This is a genomic window from Acinetobacter sp. NIPH 298 (assembly GCF_000369505.1).
GTDB lineage: Bacteria > Pseudomonadota > Gammaproteobacteria > Pseudomonadales > Moraxellaceae > Acinetobacter.
Genome location: NZ_KB850053.1, coordinates 19,270 through 43,937, shown reverse-complemented (window position 1 = coordinate 43,937; position 24,668 = coordinate 19,270). Strand labels below are relative to the sequence as shown.

The 24,668-nt window shown below is 40.1% G+C and carries 14 protein-coding genes; 9 read left to right on the top strand and 5 right to left on the bottom strand.

Annotated elements, in window-relative coordinates; translation table 11 throughout:
• The first annotated feature begins 422 nt into the window (after positions 1-422).
• Genes F903_RS00155 through F903_RS00145 form a run of 3 tightly spaced genes read left to right on the top strand, consistent with a single transcriptional unit; the run spans position 423 to position 9,304 of the window.
• Positions 423-2,189: a ShlB/FhaC/HecB family hemolysin secretion/activation protein gene (locus F903_RS00155; protein WP_005193628.1), complete on the top strand. Its 1,767-nt coding sequence runs from the start codon at positions 423-425 to the stop codon at positions 2,187-2,189.
• A 45-nt stretch (positions 2,190-2,234) separates the two neighbouring features.
• Positions 2,235-8,798: a two-partner secretion domain-containing protein gene (locus F903_RS00150; protein ID WP_005193627.1), complete on the top strand. Its 6,564-nt coding sequence runs from the start codon at positions 2,235-2,237 to the stop codon at positions 8,796-8,798.
• Positions 8,799-8,815: 17 nt separating this feature from the next.
• The gene (locus F903_RS00145; protein WP_005193626.1) at positions 8,816-9,304 is read left to right on the top strand and encodes a hypothetical protein; all 489 of its coding nucleotides are present in this window, start codon (positions 8,816-8,818) and stop codon (positions 9,302-9,304) included.
• 408 nt (positions 9,305-9,712) lie between these two features.
• Here the strand turns inward: F903_RS00145 and F903_RS00140 are convergent, their stop codons facing one another.
• Positions 9,713-12,043, bottom strand: coding sequence for a TonB-dependent receptor domain-containing protein (locus F903_RS00140; protein ID WP_005193625.1), 2,331 nt, complete (start codon positions 12,041-12,043; stop codon positions 9,713-9,715).
• A 265-nt stretch (positions 12,044-12,308) separates the two neighbouring features.
• Between F903_RS00140 and tig the strand changes: the two genes are divergently transcribed.
• From tig to F903_RS00120, 4 genes are all read left to right on the top strand, one after another.
• Positions 12,309-13,640: a trigger factor gene (gene tig, locus F903_RS00135; protein ID WP_005193624.1), complete on the top strand. Its 1,332-nt coding sequence runs from the start codon at positions 12,309-12,311 to the stop codon at positions 13,638-13,640.
• A 206-nt stretch (positions 13,641-13,846) separates the two neighbouring features.
• On the top strand, positions 13,847-14,452 hold the full coding sequence (gene clpP, locus F903_RS00130; protein WP_005193623.1) for an ATP-dependent Clp endopeptidase proteolytic subunit ClpP: 606 nt from the start codon (positions 13,847-13,849) through the stop codon (positions 14,450-14,452).
• A 30-nt stretch (positions 14,453-14,482) separates the two neighbouring features.
• Entirely contained in the window at positions 14,483-15,793 is a 1,311-nt protein-coding gene (clpX, locus tag F903_RS00125; protein WP_004672894.1) for an ATP-dependent protease ATP-binding subunit ClpX, read from the top strand.
• A gap of 161 nt (positions 15,794-15,954) precedes the next feature.
• On the top strand, positions 15,955-16,671 hold the full coding sequence (locus tag F903_RS00120; protein WP_005193621.1) for a DUF2846 domain-containing protein: 717 nt from the start codon (positions 15,955-15,957) through the stop codon (positions 16,669-16,671).
• 64 nt (positions 16,672-16,735) lie between these two features.
• Here the strand turns inward: F903_RS00120 and F903_RS00115 are convergent, their stop codons facing one another.
• The 3 genes from F903_RS00115 to F903_RS00105 form a co-directional block, all read right to left on the bottom strand.
• Positions 16,736-17,992, bottom strand: coding sequence for a hypothetical protein (locus tag F903_RS00115; protein WP_005193620.1), 1,257 nt, complete (start codon positions 17,990-17,992; stop codon positions 16,736-16,738).
• 149 nt (positions 17,993-18,141) lie between these two features.
• A complete protein-coding gene (locus F903_RS00110) occupies positions 18,142-19,668 on the bottom strand; it encodes a fumarate hydratase (RefSeq protein WP_004672888.1) in 1,527 nt (508 codons plus the stop codon).
• Positions 19,669-19,871: 203 nt separating this feature from the next.
• Positions 19,872-20,738, bottom strand: a complete 867-nt coding sequence (locus F903_RS00105; protein WP_005193618.1) for a helix-turn-helix transcriptional regulator — start codon at positions 20,736-20,738, stop codon at positions 19,872-19,874.
• Between the two features lie 176 nt (positions 20,739-20,914).
• On the opposite strand from F903_RS00105, the gene F903_RS00100 reads away from it, so the two are divergent.
• Together F903_RS00100 and F903_RS00095 are read left to right on the top strand one after the other, a co-directional pair.
• On the top strand, positions 20,915-21,820 hold the full coding sequence (locus F903_RS00100; RefSeq protein WP_005193617.1) for a DMT family transporter: 906 nt from the start codon (positions 20,915-20,917) through the stop codon (positions 21,818-21,820).
• 24 nt (positions 21,821-21,844) lie between these two features.
• Positions 21,845-22,450: a class I SAM-dependent DNA methyltransferase gene (locus F903_RS00095; protein WP_005193616.1), complete on the top strand. Its 606-nt coding sequence runs from the start codon at positions 21,845-21,847 to the stop codon at positions 22,448-22,450.
• Positions 22,451-22,517: 67 nt separating this feature from the next.
• On the opposite strand, the gene pta is transcribed toward F903_RS00095, so the two are convergent.
• Positions 22,518-24,644 carry a phosphate acetyltransferase gene (gene pta / locus F903_RS00090; RefSeq protein WP_005193615.1) on the bottom strand — a complete coding sequence of 709 codons (2,127 nt, stop codon included), beginning with the start codon at positions 24,642-24,644 and terminating at the stop codon, positions 22,518-22,520.
• Positions 24,645-24,668: the final 24 nt, after the last annotated feature.

Genomic DNA, 24,668 nt, shown 5'->3' with positions numbered 1-24,668 from the left:
AGATTTTATTGTTAATGTGAATTAATTTAAAGTTGTATTTTATATCTAACTTCAGATGGAAAATTACTAAAAGCTGATCATTTAATTAAGAATATGCAATGTTGTCAGGTAGCCAATATTTCTTCACCGCTAGCGTCGATATTTGGTATAAATTGTATGGTCTATGGGGGAGTATTTTCTAAATTAGATCAATCAATTACAAAACATAGTTGTACTTTAATTTTGAGATTAAAAAATTAATGAAAATTTAAATATTTTTAATAATTGGAAATGATTTATAGGAAATGTATATAACCATCAGTAAATTAGAGAGTAGAATTTATTTTTAAGAGGTAGATGATAATAATTCTTGTTCGCTTTGAATAAATAATGTATATTCCGTTTCAGTTTGTAACATCACATAACATTCTGTATATCTGAATATGAATAAAACAACGCGTTTTTATGCTGCATGTGTAGCATCTATCCCTCTCTCTGCGATCGCTGCTGACCAAAATCTTCCACCAAGTGTAGATCAGGTTTCTACCTTTGAAGTTATTCGCCAAGATCAGCGTTTAAATGAATTAAAGCAACAATTACTTGAGCAAAACATTCAGCTCACACCAAAACCAGTCAAAGATCATCAAAGCTTACAATCGATTGTTGTTGCAGAAAGCCCATGTTTTAAAATAAACCAACTCAGTTTAGATATTACGAACAATCAAGATCAGAAATATAGTCCAAAAGACTTCGACTTTGTCATCAAGGCATTAAGTGATCCCAAAAAAGGAATTTTGGGGCAATGTATCGGCACGCAAAGCCTACAAAACTTGGTGAAATTTGCACAGAATGAAGTGATTAAGAAAGGCTACCTCACCACCCAAGTCATTGCCCCTCAACAAGACTTAAATACTGGCATTTTAGAATTACAGCTTGAACTTGGACGATTACATCAAGTGATTCGGCAAAAAGCAGAACCCTCGCAATTAGAACTCTCTGCTGCTTTACCCTTTAAGCGAAATGATGTCCTTAATCTGCGACAACTCGATCAAGGTTTAGAGAATCTAAAACGTGCGACCAATCGCCGTTTAGACCTTCAGATTGTAGCAGCGACAGATGAGCAGATTGAACTCAGTGGCTATAGTGATTTACTGATCACTGCTGAACCCTTACAAAAGCTGAATTTCAATGTTGGCGTTGATGACTCGGGCAGTAAAAGTACGGGGAAATATATTGGTAATGTCGGGATTGGGGTAAATAGCCCATTTCATCTTAACGATGCATTCAATCTAAACTTTAGTCATTCATTAGATAACTTGCATCGTGATCGCAACCAAAACTACTTTGCGAGCTACCAGCTCCCATTTCGTAACTATGATGTCAGTCTTAGTTTTAACCAGTCAGAATATGAACAATATGTTGCAGGTTATAACGCACCACTCTTATATAGCGGAAAAAATCAGCAAAGCAACCTCACTGTATCTCGTCTTTTAAGTCGTGGTAGTCACTATAAGACGAGTGTATATAGCAAAGTCTATCATAAACGTAGCCAGAATTTTATCGAAAATATCGAAGTGGGTGTGCAGCGCCGTCAAACTTCGGGTTGGAACGCTGGATTACAGCACCGTCAATATGTGGGGGCTGGCACCGTAGATGTGGGGCTGGACTATCGACATGGAACTGGTGCATTTAATGCCAAACTCGCCGCAGAAGAACAAATTCGCGATATCAATGGAGAGTTACGTCCTGCCGAGGGATATTCAAGAGCACCGTTGTGGAGTGCTGACCTACGGCTTAACTATCCTTTACTGATTTTAGATCATCCCGCTCAATACCGTTTGAATTGGAGAGGACAATACGCACCCAAGATTTTAGTGCCGCAAGATCGTTTTTATATCGGTGGTCGATACAGCGTTAGAGGCTTTGATGGTGATGTCATGCTCTCTGGAGATAACGGACATTACCTACAACAAGAAATCAGCTTTGGAACAGCTATGCCGAATACCCAATTTTATTTGGGTATTGATCAAGGTTGGGTGAATGGGCGCAATAGTATTGCGGGGAAACGACATCTTTTAGGCAGTGTATTTGGACTACGTAGCTATTACCAAGGGGTTTATTTAGATGCTTTTGCAGGACATGGGCTGGTTGCACCGAAGACCTTAGAAAAAGATTGGGTCACAGGCTTTAGCCTCAGTTATTCGTACTAAACCATATTTCAAATTATTTAATATTCAACTTATAGCAGAACTGATATGAACAAGAACCGTTACCGTATTATTTATAACAAAGCACGTCAAATGTTTATGGCTGTTGCAGAAAATGCAAAAAGCCAAAGTAAAGCATCAGGTCAAAGTAGTGGTTCAACCACAGCAACGACCCGTGCTGATGATGAATCATTCCATCAGCTTTGGCACGTCAAGGCCTTGGTTGCCAGTATGAGTATGTGGATGCCACTTTCAACGGTTTATGCAGGCATGGTGGCAGACACTGGCGCACCGGCTGCAAATCGACCTGTGATTGGGGTTGGACAAAACTCACAAAAACAAAATGTACCTGTGATTAATATTCAAACACCGAATAAAAGCGGTGTATCACACAACATCTATAAAGAGTTTGATGTCCCAACGCAGGGGGCAGTACTCAATAACAGTCGTACAGGTGCTGCATCAAGCATTGTGGGGAGTGTTGGTGCTAACCCGTACTTACAAACAGGTGAAGCCCGCCTGATTTTAAATGAAGTCAACTCAGCACGAGCGAGCCAATTTGAAGGTAACCTTGAAATTGCAGGTCAACGAGCGGAACTGATTATTGCCAACCCATCGGGGATCAATGTCAAAGGTGGTGGTTTTATTAATGCCAACAGAGCGACATTAACGACTGGTAAACCACAGTTCAATGCGGATGGTTCGATCAAACAATTTGTGATCGACCAAGGTAAGATCAGTATTTCTGCAAATACAGGCTCACAGCTCGGCTTGGGTGGGGCAAATAACAATGCCAGCTATCTTGATATCTATACCAGAGCTTTAGAACTCAATGCACAACTTCATGCTGAACAAGACATTCAGGTGGTGACAGGTGCCAATACCATTAGTGCAGATCTCACACAAATTCAGAATAAAACCTCAACTGCGGCAGCACCAACGGTTGCCATTGATGTCAAAGCTTTGGGTGGTATGTATGCCAATAACATCTATCTTGTGGGCACAGAAAAAGGGCTAGGGGTTAATAATGCGGGCACACTGCAAGCGGTAAACAACCTTGTCGTTACCAGTGCAGGAAAAATTGAGCATACAGGAGCCATCAGCTCAACCAGTAAAACTCAAGGTTTGGTCAGTGTTTCGACCACCGGCACGGGGACAGCCGCTGATATTAACTCGGCAGGGACGATTAGCAGCTTTGGTTTATTAAGTTTAGATTCTGGTAATGATATCAATATCAAAGCCAAAGAAGTGACTTTGAATTATGAAGGTGTTGCATCTTCACCTTTGATCGTCAGTGCGAAAGGCAATGTCAATGTGGCTGATTCAGCCAAGATTAGAAATATGGGAGCAACAGGCGACCTCTATATCGATGCGACAAATATCAATTTAGCTGCAAACTCAGAACTTAGAAGTAATCGAGGCTCCGCTCATATTCAAGCCCAAAAAGACTTTACTTCAAACAAAGCAGGATTGGTTGCGGCTAAAGATTTGACTGTCAGTGCGAATAATCATCTCAATCTTACAGATACCAAATTACATGCTTCAACAGGCAATATCCAATTACAGTCCAGCTCAAAAGAAACGGCGTTAAATAAAATCACGGTTCAAGGTGGAAGTGTCAGCGCAGCAAAAGAGCTTGCAATTTATGCAGACAAAGACATCACCCTAAACAATATCGATTTTATTAAGAAAGCAAATAGTAGCCAAGCTCAAGTGAACAGTATTAATGCCTATGCAGGCAATAATTTAAGTTTTACCACTGCAAATCAAGAATTCCCATATACCGCAGGAAAAATTCAGTTAGGTGCAGGCAATCAGTTGAGATTAGAAGGTAAGGATCAAAACTCTAAGTTATCAGGAGGTGGCGGGCTAAAACTTTCTGGGAAAAATATTACCACTAAAAATATTTATATGACGGGTTCTGGGGCGAATGGTGTTGATATTGTGAGTAATGGTGGCAATATCCTACTTGATCAAGGAAGTCGACTCTGGGCAAATACAGGCGATATAAACATTAATGCCTTAAATGGCAGTATTACTGCGAATAGTTTGTTAGTTAGTTCATCAGGAAAGATGTCTCTGATAGCGAGTAAAGATATCAACCTAAACTCAATTCAAGAGACCATAGATACGCCATGGGCAGATAAAGACGAGACTAAGACCATACAAACGAGTTTAGCTGTGAGTAAAGGTATTACCATAAGTACCGTAGAAGATGGGAAAATTTCATTAAATGCAGGTAAGTTGACAGCAAGCCAAGGAAAAATTGAAGTTTCAAGCCAAAATGGAATTTCTTTAGAAGGTAATACTGATATTTATATTACAGGCGATACAGGAAGAGAGCGTAATATAAATTCTGTGCTTACCGCTCAGGAAATTTCTTTAAATAATAATAAATCTGATATTCAGATTAAAAATACGCATCTGAGTTCTACTTTAGACAACCTTACAAGCAGTAATAAGGTTGGAATGACGACCATTAAAGATAGTGTATTGACCTCAAAAGGCAACACTGAGCTCCATGCAAAAGACTTACTCACTTTACAAGGTGTAAACGTCACTTCAGATCAGCATTTGGCGGTGAGTTCGGGGCGTACCGTTTATATTAATGCAGAGTACACACCAGGAACGAAATGGATTCCAAATAAAATCACAAATCTAACATCAAAAGGGGTCACTTCTGTAACAGCTACAGGCAATCAAGTATTACAAAATACCAATATAATTGGTGGTGCTGTTTTAATGGAGGCAGGCGGTTTTATACTTGATAACGGAGGGATGAATTATAAGGCTACTGGAAGTGATTTATTAAAAAATGATGCGAAACTTAACCTGCTCAATGGTGACTTAAGTATTCAAACGGGTAATAATCTTACAATTGATCCATCGAAACATAAGCTTTCAGCTGTAGGTGATATAGATTTAATTTCCAAAAAAGGTACGCTAACCCTAAAAGGGACTGGTGGAACCAAAGGTAATGGCAGTGAGCAAGTAGTCAAGCTCAACACAGATAATGGTCGAATAACTTTACAAGGGACAACTGTTAGGCTGGACGCATCTAAGCTTAAAGCGGATAAGGATATCAATATTGTTGCTACTTCAGGTGATGTGATTATAGATGCCTTGAAAAACACGTACTCAGTCACAGGTGCTAATAGAGCACAGCAATTAAAGTTACAACTTGGAAATATTGATAAATCTTTAGAAGATTTGAGATTTTATATAGCAGGAAACGCCTTAATGGGTTCTGCTACATTGCAAGTAATATTTTCAATGCGAGGTTATAAGCAAGAATCAATTGATGAAATAATGAATATTTTATTGGGGACTGCTTCATTAAACGCTGATCGTGAAGCCATTTTACAAGAAATTAAACAAGCCGAGTCAGCAACAAATAAAGCTAAACAATTTAATGGCTATGAACATGTTGGTAGCGAATTAATATCGGGTTTTGGAAATATTAATATTACATCGAGTAATGGTATTTTGGCTAGGAATGCTGATATTAAAGCATTTGGTACACTTAGTGCGGTCAATCTTGAAGCAAATGGAGTACTTAACAAGACAGTAACGGCAAGAGAAAGTGCAAATCAAGTGGCTGCATCTATTCTAATAGATGGTGTGAATGATGGTTATGAAATTGGAAAAGACACAGATTCTAATTATACACAACGAGAATATTTTCAGGGTTCGACCGTTTCAGGTAGACATGCTGTAAAAATTCGTTCGACTGGCCAAACAGCAGATGCAAATATTGAGATACAAGGTGCGGATATTTTAGGCTTGATGGGAAGAAATAATTTATTATTAGAGAGCGGGGCCGGAATAAATTTAACAGTTGGGGTGGATCAAGGATATGATCGTAGTACAAATACAACAACCAAGCGGTCATGGTACGGCAAGAAGAAAAAAATCACAACAACCTCAGTATCTCAGATTGCGGAGGCTATTCCCACCACTTTGATAGGTGGTGATATTAAGATTCTGAGTAAAGGAGATACCAAGCTGTATTCTACCCAGTTACATGCAGTTGGGGATATTAATGTTGATGCGAAAAATATCTATTTATATGCGGTAGATGAACATAAGAAAAAAGAAACGACAAAAAAAACAAGATCGTCTTTACTTGGCATTAAGTATAATGATTCAAAAAGTGTGGCGACACATGAAATGGTAAAACAATTACCGCTTAAAGCAACAGCTGATTATATTAACACTAGATCGGAATTTGACACTTTAATACAAGGGTCTGAGTTTAACTATCAAGATGCTCATTTCAAAGCTGGTGGGACGATTACATTAGAAGGAGCATCTACTACTGTTACAAAAACCCTAAATAAACAAAGTAACTCAGTTGTTTGGCAGTCGATGCAAGATAAAGGTTCGATTACGGAAACAGCAAAACTTCCAAGTTTTAATGGACCTGTTGCACCGAAATTTGAAGCCAAAGGCGGTTTGACCGTACAGGTAGCTGTTGTATCAGGTAAAGATAATGATGTCCGAGCAGAAGTTTTAAAACTTGCGAATCAACCTGGTAATGCTTACCTAAAAGATTTGGTTAACCGTAAAGATGTCAATTGGGAAGCGGTTAAGCTGGCACAAGAGAGTTGGGATTATAATTCTCAGGGCTTAACTGCAGCGGGGGCAGCGATTCTTGCTATTGCAATTGCAGCAGCGACAGGTGGAGCAGGTGTAGGGGCAATACTATCAACTGGTGGAACAGTAACTAATGCTGCGTTACTAAGTTTGACGACACAAGCCTCTATTAGCTTAATCAATAATGGTGGTAATCTATCAGCAACATTTAAAGAGCTAGGAAGTAAAGATTCAGTAAAAAGTTTGGCAATTACAGTGGTAACAGCTGGGCTAGTGGAAGGTTTAAGTACAAGCCTTAAAATTGATTTAAATGGTTTTCCAACGGCAGAAAAAATTGCAAATAATTTTGTCCAAGGTGTTGGTTCGAACTTAATCAGCAGTACCTTACAAGGTGAGAGTTTATCAGATAGTCTTGAGAAAGCATTGCTGGCTGGGGTGACAAATGCTTTACAAGCTGAGATGGCAACAAAGATTGGTACTCATTTAGATAAAATTGATCCAAGTGCATGGGAGTATGCATTACATAAAATTGCCCATGCAGCGGCTGGTTGTGTTGCAGCTGCGGTACAAAAGGAATGTGAAGCAGGTGCAATAGGTGCTAGTGTTGCAGAGGTTGTAGCAGGATTCTTTGATAAACCGAGCAGTACGGCAACTCAAGAAGAGAAAGATGCTTTTAGAAAAAAAGTGGTGGGTACTACTAAATTAGTTTCAGGAGTCGTAGCCGCTTATTCTGGATATGATGTAAATATTGCAGCATCATCTGCTGAAAATGCTGTTACAAACAATTATTTAACAGCACAACAAGTTAAAAACTTAAGAAAAGCAATCTCGGATTGTAAAAATAACTCATCATGTTTAAAAGATGTCGATGCCAAATATTTTGGTGGGTATGATTCTAAAGGGACATACTATGAGGTAAATAAAAGCATTTGGGGGATTAATGATGATGCCTATGCCAAGTGCACAACTATTGAATGTAAAATAACGCATGCAACTCAAAGACAAAGTGGGTTGACTGAATTAATGAACCAACCTCTGGGTAATATTACTTTTACTCAAAAGTTAACGAATTATCGAGGTTCATATGCATTAGATCAATTTAAATATGATGAGAATGATCAATATGTCGCGTCAGCCTCAAAAATATTGTCATTCGTGGATCTAAATTGTGGAGGTTCAATTGATGCTGCATGTAATACAAAATGGCAAAATTATCAGGATAAACAGTTACGCGATACAGTACTATTATTTGGTGCTATAGCTGCAGTTGGTGGTGGTGCTGCAGGGGGGGTAGTAGTTAGAGCTTGTTTATCTAATCCCGCTGCTTGTAATGTTAACCTTAGATTAGCAATAGATGGTTTATTTGCAGAAGGTGCAATTTATGGGCCTGGTGCTGTAGGTATTACCGCTGCTACTCGAAATCAGATGCTTAAAGAAGCAGAAGACTTAAAAGTTTTATATTCTAAAACAGTATTAAATCAGGATTATAAACCGACAACGCGCTATCAGGATCCTAGAGAGTTAGCAAACTATCTTTCTGAACAGCAAAAAGTAGATATTAGAATTGGTAAAACCTTATCAGGAGCAAAATCACCAATAACTGTAACTGCTGAGACTAAGATTGGTGGTAAGTATATGTTTGACACGAATCAAACGGCTCGACCTGAAGCAAATAGAATAGATACTCCTACTCTTGCTGCGGGAAGTAAAGTAAATCCTAATAATCCAAATTTAACAATGAAAAATGCTCATGCTGAAGTAGCATTAATTCAACGAGCATATGAAGCAGGTTTAACTAAAGGGGAAAATATGGAAATCCTTGTTAGAGGGAAAGAGGTATGTAGTTATTGTGTAGAAGTAATGCAGCCAATGTATGAAAGATCAGGTCTGAAACAATTGACTATTTATGATACAGATAGAGGTATCGCAACAACATATCAGAAGGTTATTATAACAGTGAACGAAAAGCCTATTATAAAGACAAAAATTTCCCAAACCCCTTTTTATGGTCGATAAGTTATTAAGGAAAGAAAATGTTTCTTTATCAGCTGAGTTATGTGGTGCGAAAGCCTGTTGCTAACAGTTATAAAATTAATTATCTTGAGACGGAATGGAGAACTATTGTTGAATGGCTTGAGAGTATCTATAAGAATGGTGGTGAGTTTATAGTCGAAAAGGTACAGCCAGTACATAATGATGGATTATATGTGGAGTTTAGGGAGATTACAGAATTTATCATTTATGATAGGTATAGTTTTGTTTGTGATCCGAGATATGGTTATTTGTTGGCATGTTCAATTGATGAGTGTGAAAGGTATCCGCAGGGGGCATATTTTAGCCTTTTAAATAACTCTGCTGAAGAGCCTACAGAAGTTTTTGTATTTTCACCGTATGATGATGAATGGGAGGCTCAATATGTTAATCAAGACTTCAGTATTGCTTTATATGTATTTAGAGAAATTTATGATAATGGTGAACTCTCAGAAGAGACGCTAAAAAAATGGTTTACTAGAACATTTTGATTTATTTCCTGTTGGAGTAAATATTTTAATGTAAGAATAAATCCGAAGAGAATAAAAATTATTATTGCTAGTAATTTGAAATGAGGATACTTTAGTTACCTCGAAAAGTACATTTTATTTCAGGTGTTTTAAAGTATTGTCTAAAAAATAATTAATATTGGTAGTTGCCATTTCTTAAAACCTATTCTTCTTATGGAATAGGTTTTTTATATTAAAAGCCAAATCATCAGACAACAAAAAAGGTCGCCTCAGCGACCTTTTTATGTCATTTAATCATTAAGCAGATTTAACAGCATTTAATAATTCATTTTGACGATCTTTAAGTGCTTGAGGTAAACGATCACCAAGTTTAGTAATTAAGACTTTTGGAACTCTACTCTTAGATAGAGTCCCAAAAGATGAGGTCTGTTAGAAGCGCGCGTTGATACTTAACCAAAAGTTGCGTGCTTTATCCTTATTATTGTAATGATCCTGATATGTTGGTGTATAAGTACCATCACCATTATCTGCAAAGGTTGTGGAATAAGATGTAAAGTCTTCATCCAATAGGTTATTTACACGACCATTGATGGTAAATATTTCATTGATTTTATAACTTGCGCCTAAATTCAATACACCATATTGCTTATAGTAAAGCTCATTACCATTTGTATCCACATTGCGGAAACGTTTTGAATGCGTTTCATAAGCAACATAGGTCGATAATTTATCCGTGATATTGAAGTCAGCCGCAATATTTGCCATGTGTTTTGCACTATTACCTAAAGGTTGTCCTTTTTCTGCCCCACTTTTTTGCTCGCTGTCCGTGTAGGTATAGTTGGCGCGTAAAGCCGCAATATTTTCAACTAACTGCCAGCGTGCCGCCAGTTCAGCACCTTGAATGACAACCTCATCAATATTGACTGTTTTGCTACTGTTACTGTAACCCAGTTCCGCATATTCTCCTGTACCAGAGCAGGTTACGGTCGTATTTGCTCCACATGGCTGTGATGCGATTTTATCTTCAAATTTATTATGAAAGATGGTGGCATTAAAGCTGTGACCTGATCGGTGTTGCCAGTATGCAGCCAACTCAGAACTCACGCTGGTTTCTGGTTTCAAATCGGGGTTACCAAATTGTGGTGATGTTCCTTGAGCGCCAAACATAACCACACCGTTATAAAGCTGAGTTGTTTTAGGTGGTTTATAACCAGTACTTACTCCACCTTTTACAGTCCACTGATCATTAAAGGTATAAACACCATAAATGCGCGGGCTAAACTGATCGCCAAATACTTCGTGATTATCATAACGAATACCAGTCGTTAAAGCGAAAGGAGCAAAAATGTTCCAAGTGTCTTCAACAAAGAGTGACCACATATTATTTTTTTGTTTGCCGTCGGTCGTACCATTTTCCATTCCAAAGATCCCGTCGATTAATTCGCCACGAGAAATTTGTGTACCAAGGACAGTTGTGTGAGCACCTGCCAATTCAAATGGAATATCGAGTTTTGCATCTAGCGTCCATTGATTACTTTCTAAGCTTCGTTTTTTACGTGGCAAGAAGGTGGATTCAGCAATTGCTTTACGCTCATCAAGTGTTAGACCTTCATAGCTGCCAGTGCCGTTGATCATTTCCAATAGTTGTTTACGCTCAGCAACCGTAAATGGCAGAGTACGACCTTGGTTATTGGTTTCAACATAACCTAATGAGACAAAACTTTTTGCCCAACTCCAGTCTCCCTCATGGGTCAAAGCAAAGGCATCACGATCAAATTTTTGTTCATTTATATATCCTGCACGTGGAGCAGCAACTGTCACACCATTGACTTTTTGAGTGCGCCAAATAGTCTCAATACTATCGACAGTCCCCAAAGGGAATTGTGTTGTACCGTCAGGTGCTTTTACTGGATTATTGTCATATTTTTGACGAGAGGCATCGTAATCGAATACTAAGCTTTGATTATCTGTTGGTTTCCAGCTCAAGCTTAAACCGAGTGCATGATTGGTGTTATCTACAGTTTTCCCCCCACCACCAAAACTGAGCGAACGATAATGGGTATTTCCTGCTGGATCTGTGATTGAGGTAAATTCAGGGGTAGATGCATCACGTTCATAAATACTGCCCCGAATCGATAATCCAAGAACATCTTTGATGATGGGTCCCATAATATTAAAGTCTGCGGTGGTATCGTTACCGAAGTCATCATTACTTTGATGGGTACGGCCAATACTTGCTGATCCTGTCCAAACATCGGTGACTTTTTTGGTGATAATGTTAATCACCCCGCCCATGGCATCTGCGCCATAAAGTGTAGATGCAGGACCACGGATGACCTCAATACGTTCAATCGCATCTAATGGGGGAATATGATTGAATTGGTTTCCTCCAAAGCTATTTGGATAAATGTCACCGTGGTTATTTTGCTTACGTCCATTGACTAAAATTAAGGTGTAATCTGCACCCATACCTCTGATAGAAATTGTTCCTTGTCCTGTTTTATCTCGAGTTTCCCCAACATCGATACCCTCAAGATCACGTACAGCATCTAATAGCGTGGTATATGGTTTTTTTTCTAATTGTTCTTTGGTAATTACTGAAATCGATGCCGGCGCATTTTTAATATCTTGCTCATAACCTGCTGCGGAAACCACGATTGTTGATAACTGATGCGTTGCTGGTTCATTGTTGGCATATGTAGCGCTAGATGCAAGAGCGAGTAACGCAGCGGAGAGAGGGTGAGGGTTGAAACTTGCCATAACTGAAATATCCCTAAATAAAAACACAAATCACGCGAATGATAAATATTAAAAATGCTGTAATGATAATGATAAAACTTATCATTAACAACAAAAAGAAACATTGTTTTAAGTTTTATTTAAGAAAGCTGTTAAATTGGCGTTAATTAAAGAAAAAAATGAAAGTAAGTGACTTTTTCATCATCTAATTTTGTATATCTGAAAAGTTGTCATATAATGTGGCACTTTAAAAAATTGTTATTACTAACTATATATCGAGGAAGCCATGCAAGTAACGACTGAAGCGGTTTCGGGCGTTGCCCGTCGTTTAAATGTTTCTGTACCGACGAGCCGTGTTAACGAGCAGTTTGAAGCTCGCTTACAGCGCACTGCCAAAACTGTGAAGATCAACGGCTTCCGTCCAGGTAAAGTGCCTTTAAATGTAGTACGCCGTGAATATGGTGCGGGCATTTATCAAGAAGTTGTGAATGACATCATTCGTGATACCGTGTTTGAAGCGATTCAACAAGAAAAAATCAATGCTGTCGGTATGCCGAACATTGAAAAAGTTGAAAACAAAGACGATGCTTTAGTTTATGAAGCAACTGTTGAAGTTTATCCAGAAGTAGAAGTAAAAGCTTTTGCTGACTTGGAAGTTGAACGTAAATCATCTGAAATCAACGATAAAGACGTTGATACAATGATCGAAAACTTGCAAAAACAACGTCAAACTTGGGCTGTAACCAAAGGTATGGCGAAGAAAGACATGCAAGTGACTTTCGACTTTGAAGGTACTGTTGATGGCGAGAAGTTCGAAGGCGGTACGGCTGAAGACTTTAAGCTGGTACTTGGTTCAGGTCGTATGATCCCAGGTTTCGAAGATGGTATCGTTGGCATGAAAGCAGGCGAAGAGAAAGTGATTGATGTTACTTTCCCAGAAGATTACCAAGCTGAAAACTTGGCTGGTAAAGCTGCTCAATTCAAAATCACAGTGAAGCAAGTTGAAAAACCAAAGCTTCCTGAAATTGATGCTGAATTCTTACAGATTTTTGGTGTAACTGAAGAAGAAGGCTTAGATAAGTTAAAAGCTGATGTTCGCAAGAATATGGATCGTGAAGTTCGTAACGGTCTTCGCAACCAAATTAAACAAGCTGCATTTGATGCGCTTGTTGCTGCAAACGAAATCGAAGTGCCAGCTTCTATGGTTGCTCAAGAAATTGACCGTCAACGTCAACAAATGATCCAACAGTTTACGCAACAGTTTGGTGCTCAAGGCGCTCAATCATTTGATAGCAGCATGCTTCCTGATGAGTTGTTCAAAGAACAAGCTGAAAAATCAGTTAAACTTGGTGTGTTGGTTAGCAAAGTAATGGCTGATGCGAAACTTGAAGTTGATCAAGCGCGTGTAGAAGCTTATATCGATGACATGGCTTCTTCTTATGAAGATCCAACTGAAGTTATTGAATACTTTAAAACTGACAAACAGCAACGTGCTCAAATCGAAGCTGTGGTTTTAGAAGACCAAGTAGTTGATCATATTTTAGCTGCTGCTAAAGTAAATGAAGTTGCTGTAAGCTATGAAGACTTATTGAAAGAGCAACAAGCTCGCCGTGGCTAATCTTTCAAAAGTTGAGAAGAAAGGCGCGTAAGCGCCTTTTTTTATCTGTCTTTGTCTATGTTATGAAAGTGTTAATTTGTTAAAAAATTGCCAGATTTTAGTCTAAATAATCGAATATTTCAGATTGAACCTTTTGCAATTTCATCGATTATCCCTCATATTGTTGGCATAGATCGTGTCACAATAATTTAGGAATAAGTAAACGTATGTATGTTCCAACAATTGATAATGCTTTAGTTCCTGTAGTCGTCGAGCAGTCATCTCGTGGTGAGCGCTCATTTGATATTTTTTCACGTCTCCTACGCGAGCGTGTCATTTTCTTGACGGGTGAAGTGGAAGACAACATGGCCAACTTAATCGTTGCGCAAATGTTGTTTTTAGAAGCTGAAAATCCTGAAAAAGATATTCATCTATATATCAACTCACCTGGCGGATCTGTCACTGCGGGTATGGCGATTTATGACACCATGCAGTTTATCAAACCTGATGTGGTGACTTACTGTATGGGTCAAGCTGCGTCGATGGGTGCATTCCTGTTAAATGCGGGTGCCAAAGGAAAGCGTTACTGTCTTGAAAATGCGCGTGTGATGATTCATCAACCTTTAGGTGGTTTCCGTGGTCAAGCCTCAGATATTGAGATTCATGCACGTGAGATACTCTTTATCAAAGAACGCTTGAATCGTTTGATGGCCGAGCATAGTGGTCAAGACTATGAAACGGTTGCTCGTGATACAGATCGTGATAATTTCATGACGGCACAAGCCGCTAAAGAATATGGTTTAGTTGATCAAGTATTAAGTAAGCGCCCGTAATTTTCTAAAGATTCAAGAATTGGAGTAAATATGTCCGAACATCCTCAAGGACAAAAACATTGTTCATTTTGCGGTAAAACGCAGTCTGAAGTCGGGAAACTGATTGCAGGTGAGGACGCATATATTTGTAATGAGTGTGTGGATGTCTGCTTGGACTTGGTACAAACCAGTCAACAGGTCGAAGCTGGTGATTGGGCAAGCAAAGCATTGCCTAAGCCACATGAAATACGTGCTGCCTTAGATCAGTATGTTATTGGACAAGATATTGCAAAGAAAACCTTATCTGTGGCGGTGTATAATCATTATAAACGCTTGAAAGTGGGGCAGTCTGGTCATACCGATCAAGAAGTTGAAATTGCAAAAAGTAATATTTTGCTGATCGGACCAACAGGTTCGGGTAAAACTTTACTTGCGCAAACACTTGCTCGTTTACTCGATGTTCCTTTTGCGATGGCAGATGCGACGACACTCACCGAAGCTGGCTATGTCGGTGAAGATGTAGAAAACATTGTGCAGAAGTTATTGCAAAAAGCGGATTATGATGTAGAGAAAGCCCAAAAAGGTATTATCTACATTGATGAAATCGATAAGATTACGCGTAAATCTGAAAATCCGTCTATTACTCGTGATGTATCGGGTGAAGGTGTACAACAAGCATTGCTGAAAATGATTGAAGGGACTGTTGCTTCTATTCCGCCTCAAGGTGGTCGTAAGCATCCTCAGCAAGAATTTATCCAAATTGATACTGCCAATATTTTGTTTATTTGTGGCGGTGCTTTTTCAGGCTTGGAAAAAATCGTCCAACAACGTCAAGAAAAGGGCGGTATTGGTTTCACGGCTGATGTAAAGAATAAAGATGATCGGAAGAAAGTATCAGAATTATTCCGTCAGGTGGAAGCAAATGATCTTGTGAAGTTTGGGTTGATTCCTGAGTTTATTGGTCGTTTGCCTGTGATCGCAACTTTAGAGGAACTGGATGAGGATGCACTTATGCAGATTCTGACAGAACCTAAAAATGCGTTAACACGTCAATACCAACATTTGTTCACGATGGAAGATGTAGACTTAGTCTTTGATGAATCTGCATTACGCGCTGTGGCGAAAAAAGCACTTGAGCGTAATACAGGCGCGCGTGGTCTACGTTCTATTTTAGAAAATGTACTGCTCGAAACCATGTATGATTTGCCAAGTCGTACAGATGTGGGTACTGTGATTGTTGATGAAGCTGTGATTAATGGTACAGCCAAACCGACATTTAAAGCAGAGCGTTTACCGCAAGTGACGAAGTCTGAAGTCAGTGAAAAGAAAGATTTAAAAGTGATAGATTCTAAATCGGCTTAACGCCACAGATCTATCGTTTATCTAAAAAAGCATGAAAGGCCTCGCTTTTCATGCTTTTTTTATTTGCAATTGGGCATTGAGGTGTTAATCTTAAAAATTGGAAAAACCGCATAGTGTTGCGCAGTTAAAAATAAATCCAAGAAAACGCCTTGAGGGATGTCATGCGTTATTTAATATTGTCATTATGTTGTGCAGGGGTATTGGCTGGCTGTCAAAGTCATAAGGTCGTTGAACAGAATCCAACAGCACTGACCGCAACGCTACCACCTGTTGATACTGAAAAAGAACCTAGTTTATCTGATCAATACCACGTCAGTGGCTTCTCTGTAGGTGGTTGGGTCAATCAAAAGTTAGGGCAACATTTCTCACCAATTAAGCCACAAAATCAACAAGCAGCGGTGGTCTATCTCTATCGTCCAGATACGCGATGGAATCGTCAGGAAATTGCTGCCGCAAACTTATTTATCAATGGTCATCGTATTCCAAGTTTGTTGCACAATCATTATTATTGGCTAGAATTACCCGCAGGCACTTACAGATTGAGCGTGAGCCGTCCTTTGGTTGGATTACATTTCCAAAAACCGAAATATATCGATTTTAGCGTTGATGCTGAGCAAACTTATTTCATTAAATATGATGAGGAAAATAAGATTTCTCGAAGTGAGCCGAGTGGTCCATTTATGCCAACGCCTGAAAAAGTCGCTCGTCAAGAAATTGCATTTACACGCTTAAAATCATCAAGCTATAATTTTGTGGCACAGGATGAATCTGGCAAGATTCGTTCTAAGCCTCAAGAGCTTAAACCTGAAAAATATGATGCAAAATCAGAGGTACATTTGGTTAAACCATTTAAGTTATGGAATCCTTTGACTTGGTAATGTGGTTATAATCATCTATGCAGGAAAGCACAATTTGATTGTGCCTTCTGCAAAAGTTTAAGGCTTAGAAATAATAACCTAGATTAATATTAAAGCGTTGTTCCGTTTTAGAGCTATCGCCTGCAACACTTCCCCCAATAAAAGGTTGATTTTTTGCATTGACAAAATCAACGTAACTAAAGAAATTCCCTGCAGAAACAGCAACACCAGTAGTGTTCATAAAGGTGTCACGGCTATTATCAGATTTGTCATAAATCATGCCGTAATCATTATAAAATTGCAGTTGTGAAATCGGACCCAAAGAAACGGGCAGCGTATAGGCAACATTGGCACTTAAGGATTTGGCTTGTGCTGCAATGGAGTCATAGAAGCCATATGCGCCAACAATCATACGTTCCGCATTGTTGTTGACATTGTAGTCATATTGGCTGTGCTGTAATTGAACGTTCCAGCGTTGATAATTACTATTGAGATGAACTGCCCATGCATGGTAGTTTCCGACGCGTTTTTGGTTGTCATGCAGTCCACCATAAAGTGCAGATGTTCCGATTTCACTGGAGATCCCACCGAGATCAAATTGATAACCTACGCGACCTGAAAGCGTATTGTATTCACCAATTTTTTGCGTTGGTTCGGCATAAATATCTTCATCGTTAGCTCGTACGCCAACAACATCATATGAGTAGCGTTTACTACGATCATCGACATACCCATCAACGCCCCCTAATTCATCATTTTTATAGAAACCTAAATCGAGTCGCCAATTATCTTTCATTTGGCGTGAAACGAGGATCCCAAGGTCAAAGTCATCTTCTAAACCAATATAATAGTTTGGACTGAAATAGTAGCTATGAGAATTATAGGGTTGATTACCAAAGCGGACAGGCGTGATCCCAGCTTTAATTTCCCAATTAGGCATGAACTCATAACCTAGCCAAGCATATTTGACGGTTGTCATGTAGTCATAAAAGCGCAGTTCTGCACCGAGTAGAATGTCATCGACATTGCCATTAAATTTGAGTGCGATCATATCGAAGTCAAAATCGCCATGACGGTCTTTATTGCCTTTTTCGTATGAGTTGATGCCTAAATTTGCACGAACTGCTCCTCCGACCTCGACTTTACTTTTTTTAGCCTCAGTGTGGGTGGTCTCTATTTTCTCATCTGATGCTTTGGCTTGTTGTTGGTGTAGTTTGGTTTCGAGTGCAGCAAGTTGTTGTTTTAGGCTGTTTATTTGTTGCTGTAAGTCAGGTTCAGTATGAGCATAGCTGCTAGAGCAAATAGCAAGTGAAGATAAAAGTAAAAATCTTTGATAAAGCATAATATTGAGAGTTCTCCTTTTTTGATGTTTAAGCAGTGTAATGGAGTTTTTGTCGTATTTTCAAATATCAAACATTAAAAAAGGCATTGAGGATGACCTCAATGCCTTTAAAGTGAATGCCACTTATACTTAGTGGTTATACACGGGGCTTAAGCCTGTGCAGCATCAACCACTGGAATTTTTCCAATTTTTGCTTGCCAGATTTTTGGTGCAGTCGCATGGATCGACGTGCCATTTACATCAACCGCGACAGAAACAGGCATATCTTCAACCACAAACTTGTAGATTGCTTCCATACCTAAGTCAGCAAATGCAACCACTTCAGCTTCGCGTACTGCTTTCGATACGAGATATGCTGCACCACCAACGGCCATCAAGTAAGTTGCTTGATTGTCTTTGATCGCTTCAATCGCAGCCGGACCACGGTCCGCTTTTCCGATCATACCGAATAAGCCCGTTGCTTCTAACACTTGACGGGTAAACTTGTCCATACGGGTTGCAGTTGTCGGGCCAGCAGGACCAACCACTTCATCACCCACTGGATCGACTGGACCCACGTAGTAAATAAACTTACCTTTTAAATCAACAGGCAGTTCTTCACCATTGTTCAACATGTCAACCATGCGCTTGTGTGCCGCATCACGACCCGTATAGATCGTACCGTTTAACAATAAAGTATCGCCCGGCTTCCAAGCATTCATCTCTTCTTGGGTAATGGTATCCAGATTTACACGTGTTGATTTTGAAGAATCCCAAGTGACAGCAGGATAGTCTTCAAGTTTCGGTGCTTGGATATGTGCAACACCAGTACCATCAAGTTGGAAGTGCGCGTGACGTGTTGCCGCACAGTTCGGAATCATACCGACTGGCTTACCTGCAGCGTGGCATGGATAGTCTTTGATTTTAATATCAAGAACCGTGGTCAAACCACCAAGACCTTGTGCACCAATACCAAGTGCATTCACTTTCTCGAAGATCTCGATACGGAGTTCTTCCATCTTGTTTTGTGGGCCACGACGAAGTAATTCGTCCATGTTGATTTCTTCCATGAGTGCTTCCTTTGCAAGCATCATGGCTTTTTCAGCAGTACCACCGATACCGATACCGAGCATACCCGGTGGACACCAGCCTGCACCCATGGTTGGGACTGTTTTAAGGACCCAATCTACGATGGAATCAGATGGGTTGAGCATGGCAAGTTTTGATTTGTTTTCTGAACCGCCACCTTTCGCAGCAACGGTAATATCAACTTTGTTACCTGGTACGAGTTTATAGTGGATCACGGCAGGGGTGTTGTCTTTAGTATTCTTACGACCAAAAGCTGGATCAGCCAAAACAGAAGCACGGAGGACGTTTGAGTTCTCTAAGTAACCTTGGCGAACACCTTCGTTGATTGCATCATCTAAGCTCATGCTTAAATCAAATTTAACGTCTAAACCCACTTCAAGGAAAACATTGACAATCCCTGTATCTTGACAGATTGGTCGATGGCCTTCAGCACACATACGTGAGTTGATGAGGATCTGGGCAATTGCATCTTTTGCAGCTTGGTTTTCTTCACGATCATAAGCACGGCTCATCGCTTGGATGAAGTCTTGTGGGTGATAGTAAGAAATAAACTGCAGGGCATCCTTGATTGATGTAATCAAGTCATCTTGTTTGATGATCGTTGTCATATCAAAATTCTCTTGAGCGGGCGATTAGCTGGCGGGCTAAATTATATGACAAAAAGTCTGCATTGTGGGAGTTTTAGCATGTATTTGACTAAAGGTCGAAGGGGCTGAATATTCGACTTTTTGATAATTTTTTTACTTACCTGTCTAAGCAAGAAACACAAAGTGGCTAAATTCGCCTAAAAGTGGTTTATTGGTAAAATAAATTAACCTGACTTGATTCTCATTTGAGAGGGGGAGTAGCCGAAATATCTCTTAAAGCGATTACTAAAATGACTACTTGAACTAAAGCCATATTGCGCAGAAATTTCGGTGAGATTTAAGCGGGTGGTCTGTAGGGCTTGATGCGCCAGTTCTAGGCGACGTTGCATTACATATTGATGCGGTGGCATCTGCATGGATTGTTTAAACATATGTGCAAAATGATATTCACTGAGTTGCGTTTGTTGCGCCAAATCAGACAGTGTGAGGCTGAGATACAAATGCTGATCGATCCATTCTAAAAGTTGCCTTAGCACATATGGTGATAAACCTCCTTTTACGACAGGTACTTGCCATTGTGTGTGGCTATAATTTTTAATGAGGTGATTAAGCAATAGCGTAGTCGCGGTGCTCATTTGTAAATGATTCTCGTGATTACCCCATGCCCCGTTAAGTAGGAAGTGTCGGTAAATCATCGAGATGTGTGGGTCAGATACAAACACTTGTGGGTTGAGCGTGATTTGACTCGGCTCACGATCCCAGACTTGTTCAGCCACGCGTTGTAAATGCTGTTGAGTATAATAAAGATGCACAAATGTGAGTGAATCACGCAGATCCCATGTTGAGTCAAAATCTTGTGGCATGAGACACATACGATCTGGCCCGCCGCCATTGTGCCAACCTTGAGCGGTCTTCTGATAACTCTGATAGCCACCTTGAATATACATACTTAAAGTATGGTGGTTACTACAGACATTGACACGATCTTGGTTGTTTTGCCACATCGCCAATTGCATACCCGAACCCAGTTCTACCGAGTCGAGTAATTGCGCTTTATATTGTTGTAATTGATCTAGAATCTGATATTTCATCTTCTACTCAAAGCTTGAGATATGTGACTAGTGTAGCGATTTTTAATACATAATTGTTATCGATGCAAGAGAAGAAATAGAAAACCGCAAGTTGGTGATAGTGAGCGCAAGATGATGCAAGCTATCGTGATCTAAGACCAAGCAAAATAGTGTAAATGATTTTTGGTTTATAAAATATGAATGCGCTGTTATATGCTTCGGTTGTGGTGATCTGGGGAACCACATGGATTGCGATTAGTCTACAGCAACAAAGTGGTATCACTGCCAATGTCGCCGTGTTCTGGCGTTTCTTTATTTCTGCGATGATATTATTTGTTTTTGTCATCTTGAGTAGAAAACTGCAAAAGCTAAATCGCACAGATCACTTGTTCTGTTTATTACAAGGTTTATGTGTTTTTGGCTTGAACTTCGTTTGTTTTTACTATGCAGTGCAATATATCAGCAGTGGCTTAGAAGCTGTTATATTTTCTATGGCGATGATTTTTAATGTCATCAACACCAAACTGTTCTTCGCTCAACAGGTCTCAGCACGTTTTTATCCCGCAGCTTTGTTAGGCTTACTCGGTATCATTGCTCTATTTTGGCATGATGTGATCGGAGCTGACTTAAATCGTAATACCCTGATGGGGATTGCGTTGTGTGTGTTGGGCACTTATGGTTTTTCGCTGGGGAATATGATCAGTACTCGGCATCAAAAGCAAGGTTTGGATATCTTCACCACCAATGCTTATGGCATGCTCTATGGTGCGCTGTTGATGGCATTGATTTCAGGCTTTAAGCAAGATAACTTCTTTCCAAGTATGCAATGGAGTGCAATCACAGCTTTACTCTATTTGGCCGTATTTGGTTCTGTGATTGGATTTACGGCTTACTTTTATTTGATTGGGCGTATTGGTGCAGGAAAGGCAGCATATAGTACATTGCTATTTCCTTTGGTGGCTTTGGTCATATCCACGATATGGGAAGGTTATCAATGGCATATCAATGCCATGATAGGTGTGATTTTGATTCTAGGTGGCAATGCGATTTTCTTTATTAAAAGCCCACAGGCAAGCGTGCTGACCCGGTCAAAACAGGCTTAGCCCAGACTGAACAGGAGTGTAGTGATGCAAGCAGATTTGGCAAAAAACATTATTGATATTTATAAAAAACATGGTCGTGCGTGGACCGAGCGTCGAGGCAACCATTTATATGAAAAAACATGGTTAGATCAATTTCTTGCTTTGATTCCAGTCAATTCTCATCTTTTGGATTTGGGTTGCGGCTCTGCCAAACCCATCGCGGCATACTTGATTGAACATGGGCATCAGATCACAGGGGTAGATGCCTCAGATGCAATGATTGAAATGGCGCAATCAAGTTTTCCTGAGCAGAGATGGATACAGCAAGATTTTCGTCATTTTAACGTTGATCAGAAATTTCAGGGGATTTTGGCTTGGGATAGTTTTTTTCATCTCACGCACGATGATCAAAGAAACATGTTTGCATCTTTTGCGCATCATGCCAGAACCGGAACAGTTCTAATGTTTACCAGTGGATCTGCACATGGTGAGGCAATCGGCGAGATGTTTGGTGAGCCGTTATACCATGCCAGTTTAGCCGCTGATGAATATCGTACTTTATTGGAAAGATATGGATTTGAAGTGATCAATATGGTGGCGGAAGATCCTGAGTGTGCAGGGCATACGGTTTGGTTGGCACGGTTTATCTAAATTAAAACAGCTATTTATTGAGATAAATAGCTGTTTTAATCAAAGCGGTAATTTGGGTTTGGTGATGTTATTCCGCTTGAATCGCCGTTAACGCAATGGTAAACACAATATCATCAACTAATGCACCACGAGATAAGTCATTGACTGGTTTATTCAAGCCTTGCAGCATCGGGCCGACACTGACCACATTGGCAGCACGTTGCACCGCTTTATAGGTAGTGTTGCCCGTATTTAAATCAGGGAAAATAAACACATTGGCACGCCCAGCCACTTGTGAATCAGGCGCTTTTTGACGGCCCACACTTTCAACTGAAGCGGCATCATATTGTAGAGGTCCATCAATCAGTAAGTCTGGTCGACGTTGTTGCGCTATTTCGGTGGCTTGACGAACTTTGTCTACATCAGCGCCAGTGCCAGAGGTTCCTGTTGAATAGCTAATCATGGCAATTCTTGGATCAATCCCAAACGCTTTGGCAGAGTCTGCGGATTGAATCGCAATTTCAGCCAGTTGTTCTGCCGTTGGGTCGGGATTGATCGCACAGTCACCATAAACAAAGACTTCATCTGGTAACAGCATAAAGAAGATGGATGATACCAGTGAATAGTTCGGTGCAGCTTTGATTAACTGAAATGCAGGGCGAACCGTATTCGCCGTGGTATGAATCGCACCTGAAACCAAACCATCCACTTCATCCAATGCCAACATCATCGTGCCGAGTACAACTGTGTCTTGGAGTTGGGCAATCGCTTGGAGTGCATCCAATTTTCCTTTACGTAACTCGACCATTGGTTCGATATATTGCTCTCGAATGCTATCAGGATCGATGATCTGTAAATCTTCAGGAAGTTGAATTCCGCGGGCTTTCGCAACTTCTGCCACCGACTCTGGTTTGGCCAATAACACACACTGTGCAATACCACGTGCCTGACAAATGGCAGCCGCTTGGACAGTACGAGGTTCATCACCTTCAGGTAAAACAATACGTTTTTTGGCTGCAATGGATTTTTGCACTAATTCATAACGGAAGGCGGAAGGAGATAAGCGTGGATGCAAATTATGTTGCGTATGTTGATCAAGCCATTGGCTATCAATATGACTGGAAACAAATCGGGTGACTTGTTCCGCTCGTTCGGTATCATCAATCGGAATTTCATTACCAAAACGGCTGAGCTTTTTCAGTGCCTCTAATGTCGTAAGTGGGGTATGTAAAACAGGTAAACCTTGTTTAATCGCACTTTGACAGAATTCTAATACATTTTCGGAGGGTGGGGATTTTTCGGTGAGCACTAAACCCGCCAATGGTGTGCCGTTACTACTAGCAAGGCTTGCAGCAAGCAAAGTATCGGTACGTTGCGACGCACTAATAATAAGCTCGCCTGCTACAAATTTGTGTAATTCAGATTCAATGTTGGACGCAATTAAACTGGTATGCAGTATGCGGCGATGTTTGGCGTCACCTTGATGTAACCATGTGCCGTTGACGATTTCAGCAATGTCTAAACTTCGTGGCACGCTGAGTATATTGCTAAAAGGAACTAAGCCGATAATCGGCAATGCTTCTGTGCCGATAAAACGATTGTAGTGTTGTAATTCTAAGGAAAAATCAGCTATTTTTTGATCTAAGCGTAAACTTGGATCAAGGGTCACTGGGATTGCTGCTGTGCTTTCAGGCAGTCCTTTGGTACGCATAAATAATACGCCCGTTGTTCGTGTCGATGCTGCGCCGCCGAATTGACGTAAGTGAGCATCTATTCGTTCTGCCGTTTTGCGCGGATCAGCTAAATCTGCGGTACTGACCAACACCACTTGAGCATCAAATGCTTGTGCTAATGCGGCATTGACTTCGATGGCGAAGTGATCTTGTCCATTTGGCACAAGACCTTCCACAATAATCACATCATGATCAGCCGCAATTTGGCGATGCAGTGCAACGGCTTCTTCCAACAACTCATCTGTTTCACCGAGTGCGATGAGTTGGGTTAAACGATCATAGGTTATCGGCTCTACAGCATGATGCTGGAATAAATGACGATATAAAGTTGTGGTGCGATCAACGGTTACATCTGCGATTTGAGAAAATGGTTTTAAGAAACCCGCATTGATCCCTTTACAGTCCAGTGCGTAAATCATGCCTAAACAAGCAGAGGTTAAACCAACACCTTCACCTGTGGGAATAAGTAAAATCGTATTCATAATGACCTTAATTTTTTATTGAGT

Bases quoted from the DNA above. Each gene is read 5' to 3' on its own strand.
- F903_RS00115 (WP_005193620.1), bottom strand. From the start codon at position 17,992: ATGCTTTATCAAAGATTTTTACTTTTATCTTCACTTGCTATTTGCTCT.
- F903_RS00140 (WP_005193625.1), bottom strand. From the start codon at position 12,043: ATGGCAAGTTTCAACCCTCACCCTCTCTCCGCTGCGTTACTCGCTCTT.
- F903_RS00105 (WP_005193618.1), bottom strand. From the start codon at position 20,738: ATGAAATATCAGATTCTAGATCAATTACAACAATATAAAGCGCAATTA.
- F903_RS00110 (WP_004672888.1), bottom strand. From the start codon at position 19,668: ATGACAACGATCATCAAACAAGATGACTTGATTACATCAATCAAGGAT.
- F903_RS00120 (WP_005193621.1), top strand. From the start codon at position 15,955: ATGCGTTATTTAATATTGTCATTATGTTGTGCAGGGGTATTGGCTGGC.
- F903_RS00150 (WP_005193627.1), top strand. From the start codon at position 2,235: ATGAACAAGAACCGTTACCGTATTATTTATAACAAAGCACGTCAAATG.
- clpP (WP_005193623.1), top strand. From the start codon at position 13,847: ATGTATGTTCCAACAATTGATAATGCTTTAGTTCCTGTAGTCGTCGAG.
- pta (WP_005193615.1), bottom strand. From the start codon at position 24,644: ATGAATACGATTTTACTTATTCCCACAGGTGAAGGTGTTGGTTTAACC.
- F903_RS00155 (WP_005193628.1), top strand. From the start codon at position 423: ATGAATAAAACAACGCGTTTTTATGCTGCATGTGTAGCATCTATCCCT.
- F903_RS00100 (WP_005193617.1), top strand. From the start codon at position 20,915: ATGAATGCGCTGTTATATGCTTCGGTTGTGGTGATCTGGGGAACCACA.
- F903_RS00145 (WP_005193626.1), top strand. From the start codon at position 8,816: ATGTTTCTTTATCAGCTGAGTTATGTGGTGCGAAAGCCTGTTGCTAAC.
- F903_RS00095 (WP_005193616.1), top strand. From the start codon at position 21,845: ATGCAAGCAGATTTGGCAAAAAACATTATTGATATTTATAAAAAACAT.
- clpX (WP_004672894.1), top strand. From the start codon at position 14,483: ATGTCCGAACATCCTCAAGGACAAAAACATTGTTCATTTTGCGGTAAA.
- tig (WP_005193624.1), top strand. From the start codon at position 12,309: ATGCAAGTAACGACTGAAGCGGTTTCGGGCGTTGCCCGTCGTTTAAAT.